The organism is Micromonospora sp. WMMD730, from assembly GCF_049178955.1.
Classification (GTDB): Bacteria; Actinomycetota; Actinomycetes; order Mycobacteriales; family Micromonosporaceae; genus Micromonospora; species Micromonospora wenchangensis.
Window position 1 is genome coordinate 6,703,259 of sequence record NZ_JBMHML010000002.1, and the last position, 18,346, is coordinate 6,721,604.

Annotated in this window: 20 protein-coding genes; 7 read left to right on the forward strand and 13 right to left on the reverse strand. The window is 73.1% G+C overall.

Annotation, left to right across the window (positions count from 1 at the left end; all coding sequences use genetic code 11):
- Positions 1 to 52: 52 nt before the first annotated feature.
- The 3 genes from ACN265_RS28555 to ACN265_RS28565 all read left to right on the forward strand — a co-directional run bounded on the left by ACN265_RS28555 (position 53) and on the right by ACN265_RS28565 (position 1,640).
- Positions 53 to 403 carry a DUF1232 domain-containing protein gene (locus tag ACN265_RS28555; protein ID WP_204925891.1) on the forward strand — a complete coding sequence of 117 codons (351 nt, stop codon included), beginning with the start codon at positions 53 to 55 and terminating at the stop codon, positions 401 to 403.
- A 46-nt stretch (positions 404 to 449) separates the two neighbouring features.
- Entirely contained in the window at positions 450 to 875 is a 426-nt protein-coding gene (locus ACN265_RS28560) for a TIGR03618 family F420-dependent PPOX class oxidoreductase (protein ID WP_204925890.1), read from the forward strand.
- A gap of 162 nt (positions 876 to 1,037) precedes the next feature.
- Positions 1,038 to 1,640, forward strand: coding sequence for a hemerythrin domain-containing protein (locus ACN265_RS28565; protein ID WP_421410651.1), 603 nt, complete (start codon positions 1,038 to 1,040; stop codon positions 1,638 to 1,640).
- A 54-nt stretch (positions 1,641 to 1,694) separates the two neighbouring features.
- On the opposite strand, the gene ACN265_RS28570 is transcribed toward ACN265_RS28565, so the two are convergent.
- From ACN265_RS28570 to ACN265_RS28580, 3 genes are all read right to left on the reverse strand, one after another.
- Positions 1,695 to 1,928, reverse strand: a complete 234-nt coding sequence (locus ACN265_RS28570) for a ferredoxin (protein WP_204925989.1) — start codon at positions 1,926 to 1,928, stop codon at positions 1,695 to 1,697.
- A 20-nt stretch (positions 1,929 to 1,948) separates the two neighbouring features.
- On the reverse strand, positions 1,949 to 3,157 hold the full coding sequence (locus ACN265_RS28575) for a cytochrome P450 (protein WP_421410652.1): 1,209 nt from the start codon (positions 3,155 to 3,157) through the stop codon (positions 1,949 to 1,951).
- A gap of 187 nt (positions 3,158 to 3,344) precedes the next feature.
- Positions 3,345 to 3,527: an antitoxin gene (locus tag ACN265_RS28580; protein ID WP_420117259.1), complete on the reverse strand. Its 183-nt coding sequence runs from the start codon at positions 3,525 to 3,527 to the stop codon at positions 3,345 to 3,347.
- A gap of 224 nt (positions 3,528 to 3,751) precedes the next feature.
- Between ACN265_RS28580 and ACN265_RS28585 the strand changes: the two genes are divergently transcribed.
- Positions 3,752 to 4,921, forward strand: coding sequence for an AI-2E family transporter (locus ACN265_RS28585; protein WP_420117260.1), 1,170 nt, complete (start codon positions 3,752 to 3,754; stop codon positions 4,919 to 4,921).
- Positions 4,922 to 5,036: 115 nt separating this feature from the next.
- On the opposite strand, the gene ACN265_RS28590 is transcribed toward ACN265_RS28585, so the two are convergent.
- Positions 5,037 to 5,693, reverse strand: a complete 657-nt coding sequence (locus tag ACN265_RS28590) for a dienelactone hydrolase family protein (protein ID WP_421410653.1) — start codon at positions 5,691 to 5,693, stop codon at positions 5,037 to 5,039.
- Positions 5,694 to 5,819: 126 nt separating this feature from the next.
- Between ACN265_RS28590 and ACN265_RS28595 the strand changes: the two genes are divergently transcribed.
- From ACN265_RS28595 to ACN265_RS28605, 3 genes are all read left to right on the forward strand, one after another.
- Positions 5,820 to 6,212, forward strand: a complete 393-nt coding sequence (locus ACN265_RS28595; protein ID WP_363791450.1) for a MerR family transcriptional regulator — start codon at positions 5,820 to 5,822, stop codon at positions 6,210 to 6,212.
- Positions 6,182 to 6,529, forward strand: a complete 348-nt coding sequence (locus tag ACN265_RS28600) for a thioredoxin family protein (protein ID WP_421410654.1) — start codon at positions 6,182 to 6,184, stop codon at positions 6,527 to 6,529. The genes ACN265_RS28595 and ACN265_RS28600 overlap by 31 nt, the downstream gene beginning before the upstream one ends.
- Before the next feature lie 96 nt (positions 6,530 to 6,625).
- Positions 6,626 to 6,805 (forward strand): hypothetical protein, encoded by a 180-nt coding sequence (locus ACN265_RS28605; RefSeq protein WP_145917639.1) that lies wholly within the window; start codon positions 6,626 to 6,628, stop codon positions 6,803 to 6,805.
- Between the two features lie 63 nt (positions 6,806 to 6,868).
- On the opposite strand, the gene ACN265_RS28610 is transcribed toward ACN265_RS28605, so the two are convergent.
- The 9 genes from ACN265_RS28610 to ACN265_RS28650 all read right to left on the reverse strand — a co-directional run bounded on the left by ACN265_RS28610 (position 6,869) and on the right by ACN265_RS28650 (position 18,302).
- Positions 6,869 to 9,241 carry a glycoside hydrolase family 65 protein gene (locus ACN265_RS28610; protein ID WP_421410655.1) on the reverse strand — a complete coding sequence of 791 codons (2,373 nt, stop codon included), beginning with the start codon at positions 9,239 to 9,241 and terminating at the stop codon, positions 6,869 to 6,871.
- The gene (locus tag ACN265_RS28615; RefSeq protein ID WP_363791441.1) at positions 9,238 to 9,987 is read right to left on the reverse strand and encodes a beta-phosphoglucomutase family hydrolase; all 750 of its coding nucleotides are present in this window, start codon (positions 9,985 to 9,987) and stop codon (positions 9,238 to 9,240) included. The genes ACN265_RS28610 and ACN265_RS28615 overlap by 4 nt, the downstream gene beginning before the upstream one ends.
- A 49-nt stretch (positions 9,988 to 10,036) precedes the next feature.
- Positions 10,037 to 10,504 (reverse strand): DUF4442 domain-containing protein, encoded by a 468-nt coding sequence (locus ACN265_RS28620; RefSeq protein ID WP_421410656.1) that lies wholly within the window; start codon positions 10,502 to 10,504, stop codon positions 10,037 to 10,039.
- 135 nt (positions 10,505 to 10,639) lie between these two features.
- Positions 10,640 to 10,942, reverse strand: coding sequence for a hypothetical protein (locus ACN265_RS28625; RefSeq protein ID WP_420116354.1), 303 nt, complete (start codon positions 10,940 to 10,942; stop codon positions 10,640 to 10,642).
- 198 nt (positions 10,943 to 11,140) lie between these two features.
- Positions 11,141 to 12,445, reverse strand: coding sequence for an ABC transporter ATP-binding protein (locus ACN265_RS28630; protein ID WP_204925882.1), 1,305 nt, complete (start codon positions 12,443 to 12,445; stop codon positions 11,141 to 11,143).
- A gap of 135 nt (positions 12,446 to 12,580) precedes the next feature.
- A complete protein-coding gene (locus ACN265_RS28635) occupies positions 12,581 to 14,755 on the reverse strand; it encodes a bifunctional glycosyltransferase/CDP-glycerol:glycerophosphate glycerophosphotransferase (RefSeq protein ID WP_421410657.1) in 2,175 nt (724 codons plus the stop codon).
- 17 nt (positions 14,756 to 14,772) lie between these two features.
- Entirely contained in the window at positions 14,773 to 16,737 is a 1,965-nt protein-coding gene (locus ACN265_RS28640; protein WP_421410658.1) for a DUF5941 domain-containing protein, read from the reverse strand.
- Positions 16,734 to 17,474, reverse strand: coding sequence for an ABC transporter ATP-binding protein (locus ACN265_RS28645; RefSeq protein ID WP_420116350.1), 741 nt, complete (start codon positions 17,472 to 17,474; stop codon positions 16,734 to 16,736). Before ACN265_RS28645 ends, ACN265_RS28640 begins: the two co-directional genes overlap by 4 nt.
- Positions 17,475 to 18,302: an ABC transporter permease gene (locus tag ACN265_RS28650; RefSeq protein ID WP_420116349.1), complete on the reverse strand. Its 828-nt coding sequence runs from the start codon at positions 18,300 to 18,302 to the stop codon at positions 17,475 to 17,477. It abuts the gene before it with no gap.
- Between the last annotated feature and the right edge of the window lie 44 nt (positions 18,303 to 18,346).

Below are 18,346 nucleotides of genomic sequence, written 5' to 3' on the forward strand. Positions count from 1 at the left end.
GTCACGTCGCGGACAGCGGCACGGTGGGCGGCGCTGCACTAGCGTTGCGGGCATGTCCCGGGAGATGTGGGCGCTCGTCGTCGTCGGCGCGGTCCTGGCGCTGGCGACACTGGTCGGCGCGGTCCTGCTGGCGGTACGGGTGGTCCGCACCCGACGGCTGCTCGGCACGCTCGGTGTGGGCGGCAAGGTGGCGTTCTACGGTGCGCTGATCTACACGATCTGCCCGGTCGACCTCCTGCCCGACCCGATCTACCTGGACGACATGGGCGTGCTGGCCGGGGCGTTGATCTACCTGACCCGGCTGGCCCACCGCCGCCGGGCCGCCGGTCGCAGCCTGCCCGGTCAACCCGGCCGCACGGGTGTCCCGCCCGGTCCGGGCCAGTCCCGCCAGATCGTGTCATGATCGGGGCCTAGCCGGGGTCACGCCGGCCCTGGGACGGGGGACGGACATGGCCGGCAGGCACCGGTTGGACCCGGACGACGAGCGGGTCCTCACGTTCTGCCGCGAGCGGCACCTGGCCACGCTGACCACCCTGCGGCCCGACGGCACGCCGCACGTCGTACCGGTCGGGCTGACCTACGATCCGGCGGCCGGGCTGGCCCGGGTGATCACGTCCGCCGGTTCGGCCAAGGCCCGGTACGTCGCCGCCGCCGGTGCGGCGGGGATCCCCGTGGCGGCGTGTCACCTCGACGGCCGCTGGTGGCTGACCGTCGAGGGCCGGGCGGTGCTGCGGACCGACGCCGCAGCGGTGGCCGAGGCCGAGCGCCGGTACGCCGAGCGCTACCGCCCGCCGCGCCCGAACCCGGAGCGGGTGGTCATCGAGATCGGCGTGACCCGCCTGCTCGGCTCCCTCCCGCCGCTCACGTCCGAATAGGACCGACCGGCGCGACGGCCGGCCGGCTGGCGGGTCGCTGACCGTCGCCAGCGGGCGGGGTCGACGGGTGGTGGCTCATCGACGGTGATGGGTTCGGGTGGCCGGCGGTGGGTACAGGCCCGCCAGGAGCCGATCCGTCCGCAACCGGTAAGGGGCACCGAGATGAGCGACCTACAGGCCACCACGGCTCAGGACGTGGTGGACGTGCTGACCGCCGACCACCACGAGATCGAGGCGATCTTCGTGGAGCTGGAGAACCCGCAGGGCACCGCCGAGCACCGCCGCCGGCTGGCCGACGTGCTGATCGCCGAACTGATCCGGCACGCGGTCGCCGAGGAGATGTACGTCTACCCGACCGCCCGTCGGGCCCTGCCCGACGGCGACCAGCTCGCCGAACACGAGATCGCCGAACACGCCGCCGCCGAGCGGACGCTGAAGGAACTGGAGCCGCTGGACCCGTCGGACGCCCGCTTCGAACCGCTGATCAGCCACCTGGCGAAGAGCATCCGGCACCACGTACGGGAGGAGGAGTCGGAGCTGTTCCCCCGGCTACGGGCGGCGGTCGCCCACGAGGAGCTGGTGGAGCTGGCCGACCGGGTGCTGGCGGCGAAGGGGCACCTGCCGACCCGCCCGCATCCCGGCGCACCTGACCACCCGCCGGCGAACCGGCTGATCAACCCCGGCGCCGGGCTGGTCGACCGGATCAGGGACTCGCTGAGCGGGCGGCCGACCAGCCGGGCCGAGCTGCTCGACGGGCAGGACTGACCGTCGCCGGTGGTCATCTCCGGGTACCCCGCCGGAGGTGACCACCGGGTCCGGTCACGGTTCCGGGGCGACCCGGCTGCCGTCCGCCGCGTCGGACACCACGATCGCCTCCATCGGGCAGGACTCGGCGGCGTCCAGCACCGCGTCCGCCGGGTCGATCCGTTCGGCCACCGGCCGGGACAACCCCCCGTCCACCAGGACGAAGTGGGCCGGGGCGTAACTCGCGCAGATCCCCGCCCCGATGCACCGGGTCGGGTCCACGTGCACCCGCCAGCCGCTGTCCCCCATCTGCTCCACCGTTCCTTTCGCTACCAGTTCACGGGCAACGCCGTCAGACCCCGGACGAGCAGGCCGCTCTTCCAGGTCAGTGCCGCCGGGGGCACCGCCAGCCGCAGGCCCGGGGTGCGGGTCAGCAGCGTCTCCAGGGCCACCTGGAGTTCCATCCGGGCCAGTTGGGCCCCGATGCAGTGGTGCGGGCCGTGACCGAAGGCGAGGTGCGGGTTCGTCTCCCGGTCGAGGACGAGCCGGTCGGCGTCGGGGAAGACGGTCTCGTCCCGGTTGGCCGAGGGGATGGAGACCAGCACCGGCTCCCCGGCGCGGACCAGCACCCCGTCGAGTTCGACGTCCGTCAGGGCGTACCGGGCGAACGCGGAGGTCGCGCCGAGCGGGATGAACCGCAGCAGTTCCTCCACGGCGGACGGCACCAGGGACGGCTCGTCGAGCAGCCGCTGCCAGACGGCGGGCTCGGTGAGCAGGACATAGACCAGGTTGGGGATCTGGGTCACGGTGGTCTCGTGGCCGGCGGCCAGCAGGCCCGCCGCCAGCCGTACCATCTCGTCCTCGGTGAGCCGGTCGGCGTTCTCGTCGCGGGCCCGGACCATCGCCCCGATCAGGTCGTCGGTGGGGGTCACCCGCCGCTTCGCGATCAGCCCCGCCATGTACGACAGCAGTTGGTCGAGGTAGCTCTCGGCCACCTCCGGCCGGAGCGAGGTGGTCGACACGATCGCCTCGGACCAGGTGTGGAACCGGTCCTGGTCGGCGACCGGCACTCCGAGCAGGTCGCAGATCACCCGGATGGGCAGCGGGGTGGCGAGGTGGGCGACCAGGTCGGCCGGTGACCCGGCGGAGATCATGCCGGCGACGAGTTCGTCGGCCAGTTCCCGGGTGCGTGGGCGCAGTTCCTCGACCCGTCGGGCGGTGAACGCCTTGGCCGCCAGCCGCCGCAGCCGGCTGTGCTCGGGCGGGTCCATCCCGAGGATGCCGGACTCCCGCTGGTAGGGGACGCTGCGCGGCTCGTCCCGTCCGACGGCGGCGGCCCGGCTGAACCGCGGATCACCCAGTACGGTCCGCACGTCCGCGTGCCGGGTGGCCAGCCAGGCCGGCTCCCCGAACGGGAGTTGCACCCGGACCAGCGGTTCGTCGCGGCGCAGCCCGGCGTAGCGGGGGTCGACGTCGAGCCGGTGCGGATCGCTGAACGGATACGGCCGGGCCTGCGTGGCGTGTGTTGTCTCGGTCACCGGGGATGCTCCCTCTCGTCGACGGCCCGCGGGCTCGCGTGCCGACCCACTCCACACGACTCCACGGTGAGTCATGCCCCGAGTGCGGATAGTAGCGAGAGTCCTCGATGGTTACCAGAGGTGATCAGCCCTTGACACGATGCTGCCGGGCCGCCCCGGACGGGGTGGCCCGACAGTGGGAAACCGGTCAGCGGCCCTGGTCGCCCTCACCGGTGTGCGCCTGGGCGGCGTCGACGCCCTTGTCGATCTGCTCGTCGTACCTGCCGCCGGTCCGCTTGTCGGCGTAGTCGCCGGCCTTGTCCAGGCCCTGGTCGACCTGCTTGTCGTGCTTGTCCGCGAAGTCCTTGGCCTTGTTCATGAAGTCACTCATGATGTCCCCTCCTCGTTCGCTGTCTGCTGCGTTCCCCGACCATCCGGGCGCAAACACCGGGAGCGCACCACGGCGCGGCAGCAGCGGGCGGTCCTCGCACGGGCGGCACCGTCCGGAAACGACCGTCCTGAACGGAACCTGCCCGCCGGCACGGCGTTGAGCCACCGGGTGTCGCGGTCGGCCCGGTCGGGTATCGACCCCGCCGAGACCGAGGAGGAACCGACGTGGTCGAGGACGGTGCCGGGCGTACGCCCGAGGTGACGGCTGCGGGCGCCCGCCCCAGCCCACGGCAGGCCTGGGCGGCGCTGCCCTGGCTGGTCCGCACGGCGGTGGTGTGGAGCGCCTGCCTGGTGGTCGTGGTGTTCGGCTGCTACCTGCTGGGCCGGGTGGCGGTGCTGCTCGCGCCGCTGGCGATCGCGATGGCGGTCACCCTCTTCCTCACCGCGCTGCTCGACCCGGTGCTGCTGGCCCTGCGCCGGCTGCGGGTTCCGGCCGCGCTCGCCGCGCTGCTGAGCGTCCTGCTGCTGCTCGGGGTGCTGGTCGGGGTGGGGGTGCTGGTGTGGAACCTGACGGCCGCCCAGTTCGGTGAGCTGAGCCAGCAGCTCGACGAGGGGCTGCAACGCTCCCGCGACTTCGTCACCGGGACGCTGCCGGTCAGTGACGCCCAACTCGACAAGCTGATCGGGCAGGTCCGCGACGGGCTGGGCGGCAGCGCCCCCGACCCGGTCGGCGGGGCCCGTACGGCGGCCGAGGCGCTCGGCTCCACCCTGCTCGCCCTGGTGCTGCTGTTCTTCCTGCTCAAGGACGGCCGGTCGATGTGGCACTGGGTGCTGCGCCGGATGACCGGGCCGAACCGTACGGTGGCCGCCGAGGCGGGCCGGGTCGGTTGGCGCACCCTCGGCTCGTACAGCCGGGGCACGATGGTCATCGCGGCCATCGACGCGATCGGGATCGGGCTGGCGCTGGTGCTGCTGGGGGTGCCGTTGGCGCTGCCCCTGGCACTGATCACCTTCCTCGGCGGTTTCGTGCCGATCATCGGGGCGACGGTGGCCGGCGCGGTGGCCGTCCTGGTGGCGTTGGCCGCGAACGGGCCGACCACGGCGCTGCTGGTGCTGGCCGCGGTGATCGCCGTCCAGCAGGTCGAGGGCAACCTGCTGGAACCGTTGATCATGAAGCGGCAGGTGCAGTTGCACCCGGCGGTGATCCTGGTGGTGGTCACGGCGGGCACGCTGATCGCCGGCATCGCCGGGGCCTTCGTCTCGGTGCCGATCGCGGCGGTCGCCTACCGGGTGGTCGACACCGTCCAGCGGCACCGGGAGCAGGTCGCCTCGACCCCGCCGGCCGACCGCCCCCACCACCGCCGCGACGAGCCCCCCGCCGCCGCCCCGGCCTGAGACACCCGGCGCTCTTCGTCGCAAGGCGGGCGATGTTGTGGCATCCGAGCCCTCGGACACCGCAACATCGCCCCCTAGCCTCCCCGGCCTGAGGCCGGCCCGCCGGCCCGCCCCGTCAGGCGGGGACGGGGAGATGGTGGGTGAACCAGTCGGCGGCCGCGTCGGCCACCTGGTCGAGCGTGCCGGGCTCCTCGAACAGGTGACCGGCGCCGGGCACCACGCGCAGTTCGTGCGGGGCGGCGAGCAGCTCGGCGGCCTGCTCGTTCATCGTGATCACCTGGTCGTCGAGGCCACCCACCAGCAGCAGCGTCGCAGCGCGTACCCCGGACAGGGCGGGGCCGGCCAGATCCGGCCGGCCGCCCCGGGACACCACGGCGGCGACCCGCTGCGGGCGGGCGGCGGCGGCCACCAGCGCGGCGGCGGCCCCGGTGCTCGCCCCGAACAGGCCGACCGGCAGCCGGCCCAGCGTGGGTTCGGCGGCGAGCCAGTCGAGGGTGCCGGTGAGCCGGTCGGCCAGCAGGTCGATGTCGAAGCGCCACTGCGCGGTCCGGGCGTCGACCTCGTCCTCCTCGGCGGTGAGCAGGTCCACCAGCACGGTCACCAGCCGGCGACGCTGGAGCACCCGGGCCACCGCCACGTTGCGCGGGCTGTGCCGGGAACTGCCGCTGCCGTGGGCGAAGAGCACCACCCCCGTCGCGTCGTCCGGCCCGTCGACGTCCGCCGGTAGCCGGACCTCCCCCAGCGACACCGTCGCCTCGGCGCGTACCCCCATGGTGGTTGCCCCTTCCCGCTCGCCGGCCGGTGGCGGTTACCCGCCCGGGGGCCGCTCTCACCCGTTGCCTTGACACCGGCGACAAGGTCTAGCGTGACGCCGGGAGACGCCGCCGGGGAGGTCGGGATGCTGATCGGCGAACTGGCGCAGCGGGCCGGGACGAGCACCCGCACGCTGCGGTACTACGAGACGCACGGGTTGGTCCGGCCCCGCCGCTCGGCCAACGGCTACCGGGTGTACGACGAGGCCGAACTGCGGGTGGTGCACGAGATCCGGGCGCTGCTGGCGGTCGGCTTCGGCCTCGACGACATCCGGCCCTTCGTGGCCTGCCTGCGGGCCGGCCACGCCTCCGGGGACGTCTGCCCCGACTCGGTGGCGGTGCTGCGCCGCAAGCTGGCCGAGGTGGACGCCTACCTCGACCGGCTCGGCACGGTCCGCCGCCGGCTGCACGACCAGCTCGCCCAGGCCATCGCACAACGGGAGGAAACATGCCTCAGGACACGGCAGCGCACCGGTTGACCGCCGTCACCGACGCCACCTTCGCCGACACGGTGCTGGCCGCCGACCGGCCGGTGGTGGTCGACTTCTGGGCCGACTGGTGCCCACCCTGCGTCGGCACCTCCCGGCACCTCGCCGAGTTGGCCGAGGAGTTCGGCGACCGGCTGCGGGTGGTCGCCCTGGACACCGACGCGAATCCCGACACCACCCGGGCGTACGGGGTGATGTCGCTGCCCACCATGCTGGTGTTCGTCGGCGGGCAGCTGGCCGGCTCGATCGTCGGCGCCCGCCCCAAGAACCACCTGCGCCTCGCCTTCGCCCGCCACCTCGACACCTGACGGACCCGCGCCCGGCGGCGGTTTGCGGGGGTGGCCGGCGGGAACACGCGCGGGACACCGGCGCAGCCGCGCCGCGCACGGATCACGAGGTTCGCCATGGCCAAGCGGAAGGCACGTCAGCAGACCCGGACCATCGAGCAGGACCGCCCCGAACCGGACGCCGGGCACGAGCCCGACTGGGCGGACGAGGCGGCGCAGGCGCGTACCCCCGAGGACCCTCGGGCGGTCGCCCCGCGCGACGCCGGTGGCCGACCCTCCAACGGCCCCCAGTTCTGACCCGCCGATCAGTCACGGGTGGCGGGTCGCCGTCGCGGTCGCGGCGGCGACCCGTCGGCGGGGTCAGCCGGGGGACTCGGGCAGCCGCAGCAGCGGGGCCCGGCCGGGCGGCTGCTCCGGTGCCGGGCCGCTCCCGTGGCGCTGCGGCACCGGCACGGTCACCGGCGCGGCGGAGGTGACCCGCACGGTCTCGCCGTGGTGCCGCAGCTCCACCACCGTGTCCGGGCCGCCGTTACGCAGCGAGTACGTCGTCTGGTGCGGTCGGACGTCCACCCGCAGCCGCATCGACCGCCACTGCAACGAGAACTCCAACCGGCTCAACCGGCTGGACAGCCGGGGGGCGAACGACAGCTCGCCGTCGTGGTCGCGCAGCCCGCCGAACCCGCCCACCAGCGCGATCCAGGCCCCCGCCAGCGACGCCATGTGCACGCCGTCGCGGGTGTTCTCGTTGAGGTCGTGCAGATCCATCAGCGCGGCTTCCCGCAGGTAGCTGTGCGCCAGCTCGGCGTGGCCCACCTCGGCCGCGAGCACCGCCTGGGTGCAGGCCGACAGGGACGAGTCCCGCACGGTACGCCGCTCGTAGTAGAGGAAGTTGCGCAGCTTCTGCGCGTCGGTGAAGGCGTCCCCCCGCCAGTGCATGGCCAGCACCAGGTCGGCCTGCTTGACCACCTGCTTGCGGTACAGGTCGAAGTACGGGTAGTGCAGCAGCAGCGGGTACTTCTCGGTCGGGGTGTGCGCGAAGTCCCACTCCTGGAGCCGGGTGAACCCCTCCACCTGCTCGTGCACGTCGAGGTCCTCGTCGTACGGGATGTGCATGGCGGTGGCGGCGTCCCGCCACTCGGCCGCCTCCTCCTCGGACACCCCGAGGTCGAGGGCCTCGTCGCGCAGTCGCATCGCGCAGTCGGCGGCGGTGAGCAGGTTCCGCTGCGCCATCAGGTTGGTGTAGATGTTGTCGTTCTTGACGGCGGTGTACTCGTCGGGGCCGGTCACCCCGTCGATGTGGAACCGGCCGTACCGGTCGTGGTGGCCCAGGGAACGCCACAGCCGGGCCGTTTCCACCAGCAGCTCCAGGCCGATGTCCCGTTCGAGCTGCTCGTCGCCGGTGACCAGGACGTAGCGGCGCAGCGCGTCGGCGATGTCGGCGGCGATGTGGAAGGCGGCGGTGCCGGCCGGCCAGTACGCCGAGGACTCCGGCCCCTCGATGGTGCGCCACGGGAACGCCGCGCCGGCCAGGTTCAACGTCCGGGCCCGCTCCCGGGCCTGCTCCAGGGTGGCGTGCCGCCAGTACAGGGCGTCGCGGACCGCGCCCGGCTGGGTGTACGTCAACACCGGCAGCACGAACATCTCGGTGTCCCAGAACGCGTGCCCGTCGTAGCCGGGACCGGTCAGCCCCTTGGCGGAGATCGGCCGGCGTTCGGCCCGCGCCCCGGCCTGGAGCACGTGGAACAGTCCGAACCGGACGGCCTGCTGCACCTCCGGGTCCCCCTCGACCCGCACGTCGGCGGCGTCCCAGAATCCGTCGAGGTATTCGCGCTGCTCCCGGTGCAGCCCGTCCCAGCCGGTCAGCCGGGCGGCGGCCAGCGCCGCGCCGACCTGGTCGCGCAGCGCGGGCAGCGAACGTCGGCTGGACCAGCCGTACGCGAGGTACTTGACCACCCGCACCGTCTCGCCGGGCTGGAGCACGCAGCCGATGGTGGTCCGGACCCAGTCCTCGTACCCCTCGGACTCGAGGGTGGTCCGGCCCGGGGCGTCCACGTCGTGGCCCATGCCGGCGGCCACCCGCAACCCGCTGACCTTGGTGCGGTGGATGAGCAGGCCGCCGTCGTCGGTGGTCAGCTCCTCCTCGGCCTGCAACGGCGACTCCAGCACGGCGGCGACCCGGGGGTCGCGGCTCTGCGCCGGCAGGTTCTCGTTGGCGACCAGCTCGGACTGGAGGATCAGCCGCAGCGGGCCGCTGACCGCCTCCACCTCGTAGTGGATCGCGGCGACCGACCGTTGGGTGAAGGAGACCAGCCGGGTGCTGCGGACCTTCACCTCCCGGCCGGCGGGCGAGTGCCAGTGCATCTCCCGGTGCAGGGTGCCGGCCCGCAGGTCGAGGACCCGTTCGTGGCTCAGCAGCTCGCCGTAGCGCAGGTCGAGCGGTTCGTCGTCGACGAGCAGCCGGATCAGCTTGCCGTTGGTGACGTTGACGATGGTCTGCCCCGACTCGGGGAACCCGAACCCGGCCTCCGCGTACGGCAGCGGACGCAGCTCGTAGAACGAGTTGAGGTAGGTGCCGGGCAGGCCGTGCGGCTCGCCCTCGTCGAGGTTGCCGCGCAGCCCGATGTGGCCGTTGGAGAGCGCGAACACCGACTCGGACTGGGCCAGCACGTCCATGTCGAGGCGGGTCTCCCGGATGTGCCACGGCTCGACCGGGTAGGCGCGTTCCCGGATCATGCGGCCGGCCCGCGTAGCAGCTCGGCGAGGTCGGTGACGACCACGTCGGCGCCGTGGGCGCGCAGCTCGTCGGCCTGGCCGGTCCGGTCCACGCCGATCACGTGGCCGAAGCCGCCGGCCCGGCCGGCGGCCACCCCGGCCAGCGCGTCCTCGAACACGGCGGCGTCGGCGGGGGCCACCCCGAGCAGCTCGGCGGCGGCGAGGAAGGTGTCGGGATGCGGTTTGCCGCGTAGCCCCTCGGCACGGGCGACCAGCCCGTCGACGCGTACCTCCAGCAGGGGTTCCAGGCCGGCGGCGGCGACCACGTCGCGGCAGTTGGCGCTGGCCGAGACGACCGCGCGGCGCAGCCCGGCCTGCTCGGCCGCCTTCAGGTAGGCCACCGACCCGGGATACGCCTGCACGCCGTCGTGGTGGATCCGGTCCAGCAGGACGACGTTCTTGCGGTTGCCGACCCCGTTGACGGTCTCCGCGTCGGGCGGGTCGTCGGGGCTCCCCTCGGGCAGGGTGATGCCCCGGGAGGCGAGGAAGGAACGCACCCCGTCGGCGCGCGGTTTCCCGTCGACGTAGCGGTGGTAGTCCGGGCCGGGGTCGAACGGCCGGAACGGTTCGCCGCCGGCCTCGGCGTGCCGGCGCAGCAGGTCGTCGAAGGTCTGTTTCCAGGCGGCGTTGTGCACCTTGGCGGTCTGGGTCAGCACGCCGTCGAGGTCGAAGAGGCAGGCGGTCACATGAGCAGGTAGGCCCAGCACGCTACGAATCTATCCAGCGCCCCCACCGGGCAAACCCCCGCCACGCGGGTCAGCGGTTGGGGCGCAGCGTCCACAGGACGGTCATGGTGGCGGTGACGGTGCCGTCGGGGGTGCCGATCTCCACCGCCACCGGGAACTCGGGGCGCTGGCCGGCGTCCAGCTCGGCGAGCACCTCGGCCGGGGGGCGGCCGAGCCGTGCGGTGGCCCGCACCTCGCCCGTCGCCACCCGCCGGTACGCGATGTCGGCCCGGACCGCGAGCGGCACCGCCCGGTCGAGCACCTGCCCGAACGCGGCCATCACCACCGCGCCCGAGGCGGTCTCGCCGAGGGTGAACATGGCACCGGCGTGCGGGCCGCCGACGTGGTTGTGGGTGGCCGGCGAGTCGGGCAGCCGGACGACGGCCCGGATCCCGCCCTCGGCCTCCGGCGCGACCTCGACGATGTCGAGCGCGAGTGTGCGGGCGAACGGCACGGCCCGGAGGACCTCGGCCGCCACCTGGCGCGAGTCGATGAACATGCCCCAACGTTACTAGCCGGTAACTTTATGGACAAGGCCACCGGATCGCGCTCCGGCGTGCGGCACGGGAAGCCACCCGGGACGGAGGGCCGGCCGACCGGCCGGCGCACCCCGCCGCGCCCGGGAGAGGTGGTGTCAGCTGACGTTGTAGCAGTAGAACTGCACGCTGGCGGTGTAGTAGTAGTCGCTGATCTTCGTGCTGGTGCTGAAGATGGTGTGACAGTCGATGATGGGGTTGAAGCCGCCCAACTGGGCCTTCCACTTGGCGTCGTTCTCCGCCGACCAGACGGCGAACGTGGGCGAGGAGCCCGACCCGTAACCCGAGTAGTAGCCGACCCCGTTGGCGGCGGCGGACGCGGGGGCCGCACCGGCCAGCAGGGTCACCGCGGTCGCGCCGGTGACGGCGGTGGCCGCGAGAATCTTGTGGATCACGCGCATGACAGCTCCGTTCTGCGTGGAGGGGTTCTCTCGAACCTCACACAGACACCGAGAGTAGGCAATCGATTACCGAATAGTCGACAACCAATTGACGGCACGGGCGGGTTCCGTCCGGCAACCCCGGCCCGGACGGAACCGGGTACCCAGCCGGTCCCGCCCCGCCGACCGTGCGCACGACGGCGCCCGTCACCGGACGGGTCAGCGCCAGCCGACGTCGATCCGGTCGCCGCGTTCGTCGAAGAAGTGCAGGGCGTCCATCCGGACCGCGACCGCCATCGGGTGCCCCGCCGAGATCGCCGGGTACGGGGCCAGCCGGACCGCCAGTTCGGCCGGGCGGCGGTGGTGGCGGCCGGGGTCGTTGAGCACGCTGGTGCGGTTGCCGTCGGATGCCCTGTCGTTCTCCTCCGGGTCGGTGGCCCGCCCGGTGAGCCGGGACATGACCTGGCCGAACCGGCGCAGCCCGCGCTGGCCGGGGACCGCGTCCTCGGCGGGAGCGCTCATCTCGTCGACCATGATGGCGGTGGCGCCGATGTCGAGGAAGGCAAGCGACTCGTGCCCGTGGTGCTCCAGGTAACGCACCCGGCCCTGGAGCACGTCACCGGGGGTGTCCGGGGCGACCGGGGTGAGCGCCTCGGCCCGCATCCCGACCACGATCCGCTCGCCGTGGTAGTGCGCCACCGCCCGACTGCGGATGTCGTCCCACGGCAGGTAGAGCGCCTGGTCACCGAGAGTCAGCGTGACGTACCGGTCGAGGTGGACGTAGACCGACGCCTCCAGCAGGTTCATCCGGGGGCTGCCGAGGAACGCCGCGACGTAGAGGGTCGCCGGGCGGCCGTAGACCTGGGTGGGAGTGCCGACGTCCTGGAGCACGCCCTTGCGCATGATGGCCACCCGGTCGGCCATGGTCAGCGCCTCGGCCTGGTCGTGGGTGACGTAGATGGTGGTGACGCCCAGCTCGCGGGTCAGCGCGGAGATCTCGGCGCGCAGCTCGGCCCGCAGCCCGCTGTCCAGGTTGGACAGCGGCTCGTCCATCAGGAACAGCCCCGGCCGGCGGACGATCGCCCGACCCATCGCGACCCGCTGCCGCTGGCCGCCGGAGAGCTGGCTCGGCTTGCGGCCGAGCACGTCGCCGATGCCGAGCGCGCTGGCCACGTCCTGCACCCGCTCGCCCCGGGGCACCGGCTCGACCCCGGACAGCTTGAGCGGGAAGCCGATGTTGTCGCCGACGGACATGTGCGGGTAGAGCGCGAAGTCCTGGAAGACCATGGCGATCTTCCGGTCGCGCGGCGGCAGGTCGTTGGCGACCTCACCGTCGAGCATCACCGCACCGGTGGTCGGCTCCGCCAGGCCCGCGATCATCCGCAACACGGTCGACTTCCCGCAACCGGACGGGCCCAGCAGCACCATGAACTCCCCGTCGACGACGTCGAGACTGACGTTGTCGACGGCAATTGTCCCGTCCGGGAATACCTTTGTGACGTCCTTCAGCGCGACGGTGGTCACCGTCTCCTCCCCCAGCTTGGCCGAACCCCGGGGTTGACTGTGGCGAGCATCATGGGGTTAGCACATCGGGTAAACGTGCCATGTTCGGCTGATGACAGCCCTATTACGGGCCAGTACGGCGATCCGCCCGGATCCTCACCCTGATTCGCCGAGAAACACCCGCCGGACCACCCGTTCCGCCGCGTGCCCGTCGTCCCAGCCGCAGAACCGCTCCCGGAACGCCCGTCGGGCCCGCTCGGCCGACGCACCGGTCACCGCGTCGGAGCGGAAGACCTCCCGGAGTTCGTCGAAGGTCAGCGCGACCGCGCCCGGCGGCTCGGCGGTCACGTCGAAGTAGACCCCCCGGGCCAGCCGGTAGGCGTCGTGGTCCGGCGCGTAGATCACGATCGGCCGGTCCAGCACGGCGTAGTCGAACATCGCCGACGAGTAGTCGGTGACCAGCACGTCGGCGGCCAGGTAGAGGTCCTCGACGGTGCCGACGTCGCTGACGTCGACCACCCGGCCCTCGGCCCGCCGCCGGACCCGGCCCTCCCGGTCGTGAAAGTAGTGGCTGCGCACCAGCAACCGGCCGGCCGGCTCCAGCACGTCCAGCAGCCGGTACGGGTCGAACGGCGGCCGGTAACCGGGCAGGTGCTCCCGGTGGGTCGGCGCGTACAGCACCACCCGCTCGTCCGGGGCGATCCCGAGCCCGGCCCGGACCGCGCGCACCTCCTCGGCGGTGGCGGTGACCAGCCGGTCGTTGCGCGGGTAGCCCACCTCCAACCGGACGTAGTCCGCCGGGTAGGCGCGGTCCCACATCTGGGTGGAGAAGGCGTTGGAGGTGATGCTGTAGTCCCAGCGGTCCACCCGGCGCAGCAGCCCCGCGAAGTCCATCCCGACCGCGCCGAGCGGATACCGCTGCTGGTCCAGGCCCATCACCTTGACCGGGGTGCCGTGGTGGGTCTGCACGTGCACCTGGCCGGGACGCTTGCGCACGAAGTCCGGGAAGTTGACGTTGTTGACCAGCCAGCGGGCCCGCGCCAGCGCCCGCTGGGCGTCGCGGGTGCCGGCGACGACGTACTCGGTGCCGGGCGGGAGGGTGTCGACCCGGTCCCGGCGGACGATCCACACCCCCCGTACCTGCGGGGCGAGCCGGCGGGCGGCGGCGTGCACCGCCGCCGGGTTGCAGGCGTAGCCCCGGTACCAGTAGGCGGCGTAGACGGCGAGCGTCGGGTCGATCGGCCGGCGCAGCTCGGCCCGGTAGTACTCGTGCAGCAGCGCGTCGCGGGCCAGCCGCGCGGTCCGCCGGGCCACCGGCCGGACCCGCCGCCCGGTCAGCCGGGTGGTCTCCCGGGCCTGGCTGACGGCGCGCAACGCGCTGAAGGTGTGCCACCGGCCGGCGGCGACCAGCCGGTGCTTGAGCCCGTCCCCGCCGTCCGGCACCGGGTAGCCGCCGGGCGGGCGGAAGCGCCTGTGGTCGGCGGTGATCCGCCTGAAGAACGCCGGCCGCAGCGCCGGGGCGATCCGGTCGCCGTTGCCGAGCACGGTCAGGTAGTGCCAGATCATCCGCTCGAAGACCACCGGGCGCAGGCCGGCCAGGTCGGGCCGCCCGTCGAGGAAGGCGAACACCCGGTGCCACTGGCCGAAGACCTCGAAGTGCCGGTCGTCGAGGGTCCGGGTGATCGCGCCCGCCCGGCGCTGCCGGTAGTGCACGCAGACCCGGTCGAGCACGCCGATCCGTCCGGCGGCCAGCAGCACCGGGTAGCTGAACGCGACGTCCTCGTACCAGCCGGGGGCGAAGCGCAGCCCGAGGCCGGTCAGGAACTCCCGGCGGACCAGCCGGTTCCAGGCGGTGTGCAGCAGGCGCAGCGCCTCGGGCCGCTCCGCCAGCCGGAACGTCGCCGCGCCGGGCGGATCGGGGAAGACCTCCGGCAGGGCGCTGCGGGTGGCGTGCTCGTCCCAGTGCACCCGGACGTGGTCGACCAGCAGCACGTCGGGGCGGGTGGCGGTGAGCCGGTCGGCGACCTCGGGCAGGCAGTCGGGGGCGAGCCGGTCGTCACCGTCGAGGAACCAGACGTACTCGCCGGTGGCCCGGTCCAGCCCGATGTTGCGGGCCGGACCGAGCCCGACGTTGCGCGGCAGGCGTACCGCCCGGACCCGGGGGTCGCGGGCGGCGTACTCGTCGAGGATGTCGCCGCAGGCGTCCGGGGAGGCGTCGTCGACCCCGATCACCTCGATGTCCCGGTACGGCTGGCCGAGCAGCGAGTCCAGGCATTCGCGCAGGTAGCCCTGCACCCGGAAGGCCGGTACGACGAAGCTGATCAGCGTCATCCGGCCGCCCCCCGTCGTCAGCCCGGCGAAGCACCCCGCACCGGTACGGCCGCCGCCCGGCCCGCGCGGGCCGGCAGGACCACCCAGGCCAGAACGACACTCGCCACGAAAACCACCAGAAGGTACGTACCGATTGTAGCCATGGCAGGGGTGGCAAATCCGGCGATCGCCGCCACCGCCAGCAGCACCGAACGCCCCTCCCAGCCCAGCGTCCAGGCGTGCAACGGCGGGGCAGCCTGCCGCTTCTCCAACCGGGCGGTCAGGTCGTAGTGGTGCACGGTCAGCACGAAGACGTACCCGAAGACCAGCCACGCCGGCACCCCGCCGACCACCCCGACCACGGCGGCGAACAGGTACTCGCCGGCCCGCAACGCCGCCGGCACCAGCCAGTCCAACGGCCCGTTGTGCGCCGCGCCCGCACCCAGCCCGGCGACCAGCAGCACCACCAACGCCACCGGCAGCCACCAGCGCAGGCCACCCGGGTCACCGTCGCCGACCGCCCGGAACAACCCCACCGCCAGCAGCACCGCCGGCCCGAGCGCCCCGAGCACCGCCAGGGTCAACGGGCCCATCGGCCGGACCACCGGCAGCCGGGCCGCCAGCGGACCATCGTCGCGGTGCAGCGTCGCGTCGACGGTGTCCAGCACCGGCACCCACATCCAGCGCGCCCGCAGGGTCCGCAACGCGCCCGTGTAGCCGAACGCCAGCACCCCCCACACCAGCACCGAGACCAGGCTGACCAGCGGCCCGAACAGCGCGGCGGTGACCGCGATCAACGCCCACCGCTCGCCGATCGGGAAGACCACCGTGCGCTTCAGCCAGTACGACACCGAGCCGGTGTCCGCCTGCACCCGGGTCGAGGCGGCGTTCAGCTTCCCGCCGATCCCCCCGGCGGCCGGGCCGGCCGGGCGCGGACGCCGGGCCGCCTCGTCGTGCAGCACCCCGTACCAGGCGTCGGTCATGTGCCGGACGGTCTGCAATGTCATCGCGGCGATGGCCAGCGCCCAGCCGTACCGGAACCCGGCGTGCGTCGCGCCGTAGCCCAGCCCGGCGTAGACCAGGTACTCCTTGGCCCGGTCGGCCATCGTGTCCAGCCAGCCGCCCCAGGCGCTGAAGTGCCGGGTGTACCGGGCCAACTGCCCGTCCACGCAGTCCAGCACGAACCCCAGGTAGAGCAGGACCGCACCGGCCACCAGGGCGGGCCGCCCGCCGGCGCCGAAGAGCACCGCCGCGACCACCGCGAACAGCACCGAGATCATGGTGACCCCGGTCGGCGTCAGACCCAGCCGGGCACACGCCTTCGTCACGTACGGCGACCAGGTGCTGACGAAGTAGGTGGTGAAGAAGTCGTCGCGTTCCTTCACCGACAGCCGCAGCTGCGCCCGGTCCTCGTCCACCCCGGCCAGGGCCGTCTCGGCGACTGCCAGCCCGGCCGGGTCGGCGACCCGGTGCGCCACGAGCAGGCGTACCCGGTGGGCGAAGGTCAGGGTGCCGAGGTCGGTGAGCGCGGCGAACAGCCGGTCCACGGCGGCACCGGCCGCCGGGGCGACGGCCGCCGAGCGGGCGGCGGCGGCCAGCGCCGGCAGGTCGTCCGCGCCGACCCGCAGCGCGCCGCCGAAGACGCCGGTGGCGTCGGGCAACTCCGGACCGGCGTCGACCACCTGCCCGCGCTCCTCGCGCACCTGCGTCCGGCCGGCGGCCGGCGGGTCGGTGAGCACCAGGGCCACCGTCGGGCCGACCGGACTGGTCGCCAGGTGCCGCAGTACGGCGGTGTGCGCTACCAGGTCGGCCCCGGTGACCAGGACCGGTCCGGTGAGGGTGTCCACCAGGGCGGCAAGCGCCTGCAGGTCGGTGACGGTGTGCACCCGGTCCGCCCCGGCCCGGTGCAACTGCCCGGCGAGCCGGTCGGCCAGCGGTTCGCCCGTGCCGGTGGGCAGGCCCGCGGCCGGCGCACCGGCGGCGAGCACGATCGCCACGGTCATCGCGGCACCGCGGCGTGGTACGCGTCGAGCGCCTCGGCGACCGTCCCGTCCACGGTCAGCCGCCCGCCGTCGAGGTAGAGCCCCCGACGGCAGAACCGGGTCAGGTCCTTCTCGTTGTGTGACACCAGCACCAAGGTGCGCCCCTCCGCGAGCAGTCGGTCGATCGTCGAGTAACACTTCTGGCGGAACTCCGCGTCGCCCACCGCGGTCACCTCGTCCATCAGCAGGATCGGGTGCGGCAGGTGCGAGATGATCGCGAACCCGAGCCGCACCTTCATCCCCGACGAGTAGTGCCGCACCGAGGTGTCGATGGCCCGTTCCACCTGCTCACCGGCGAACCCGACGATGTCGTCGAAGTGCCGCCGCAGGTAGCCCGTGGAGAGCCCGTGCAGCCCGCCGACCAGGTAGAGGTTCTCCCGGCCGGTCAGGTCGTTGGAGAAGCCGGCGGAGAGTTCCAGCAGCGGCGCGACGTCACCGGAGACGGTGATCCGCCCCTCGTCGGGGATGAGCACCCCGGCGATCAGCCGCAGCAGGGTGCTCTTGCCGGTGCCGTTGCGCCCGATCACGCCGAGCGTGTCGCCCGGCGCGACGGTGAACGAGACGTCCCGCAGCGGCCAGAACTGGTCGGTGGCGGCCCGCCCGCCCCGGTGGATGAACAGTTCCCGCAGCCGGAGCTGCCGACGCCGGTTGCGGACGAACCGGATGCCGAGCCCCTGCGCCTCGATGATCGGCGGCACCTACAGTTCCTTCAGCACGGCCGGTTCGAGCCGGCGGAACGCCCACCAGCCGGCCGCCAGCACCAGCAGGCTCCCGGCGATCGTGGTGGTCAGCAGCCGGGCGTCGGGGAACTCGTCCGGGTACCAGATGGCGTGCTGGAGCTGGAAGATGCCGACCAGCGGGTTCAGCTCGTACGCCACCTTGATCCAGCCCGGCATGCCCGACTCCCGGACCAGGCTCAGCGGGTAGATGATCGGGGTGGCGTAGAACAGCACCCGGATGACCAGCCGCATGAACCGCTCCACGTCGCGCATCAGCACGTTGACCGCGGACAGCAGCAGGGCCAGCCCGATCAGCAGGGTGCCCTGCACGGCGACGGCCAGCGGCAGGCTCAGCAGCGACCAGCCCAGCGTGATCCGGCCGTTGGCGGCGTAGACGACCGCGACGGCCAGCAGGATCGGCAGGCCGGCGACGTACTCGGCGAACCGGCCGGTGACCCGGCCGATCGGGAAGACCTGTCGGGGCACGTTCATGGTGGTGATCAGGCGGGACTGCCCGGTCAGCGCGTTGGTCGCCTCGCTCAGCGCCGAACTCGTCCACATCCAGGCGAAGATGCCGGTGATCAGGAACAGTGGGTACGACCCGGCAGCCTCGCCGAGGTGCCTGTTGGTCGGCCCGGAGTAGAGCACCCCGAAGACGAAGAAGTAGATCGCGCCCATTCCCAGCGGCTCGATCAGCGACCAGAGGTAACCGAGCACGGACTGCTGGTACTTCACCGCGAGATCGCGTCTGACCAGGATGCGCAGTGAGTTGCGGTGCGACCACAACGCCGTGACGCCTGCGGTCACCGTCGCCTCCCGCCTGACAACAACGGACGACAGGTTAGCAGTCG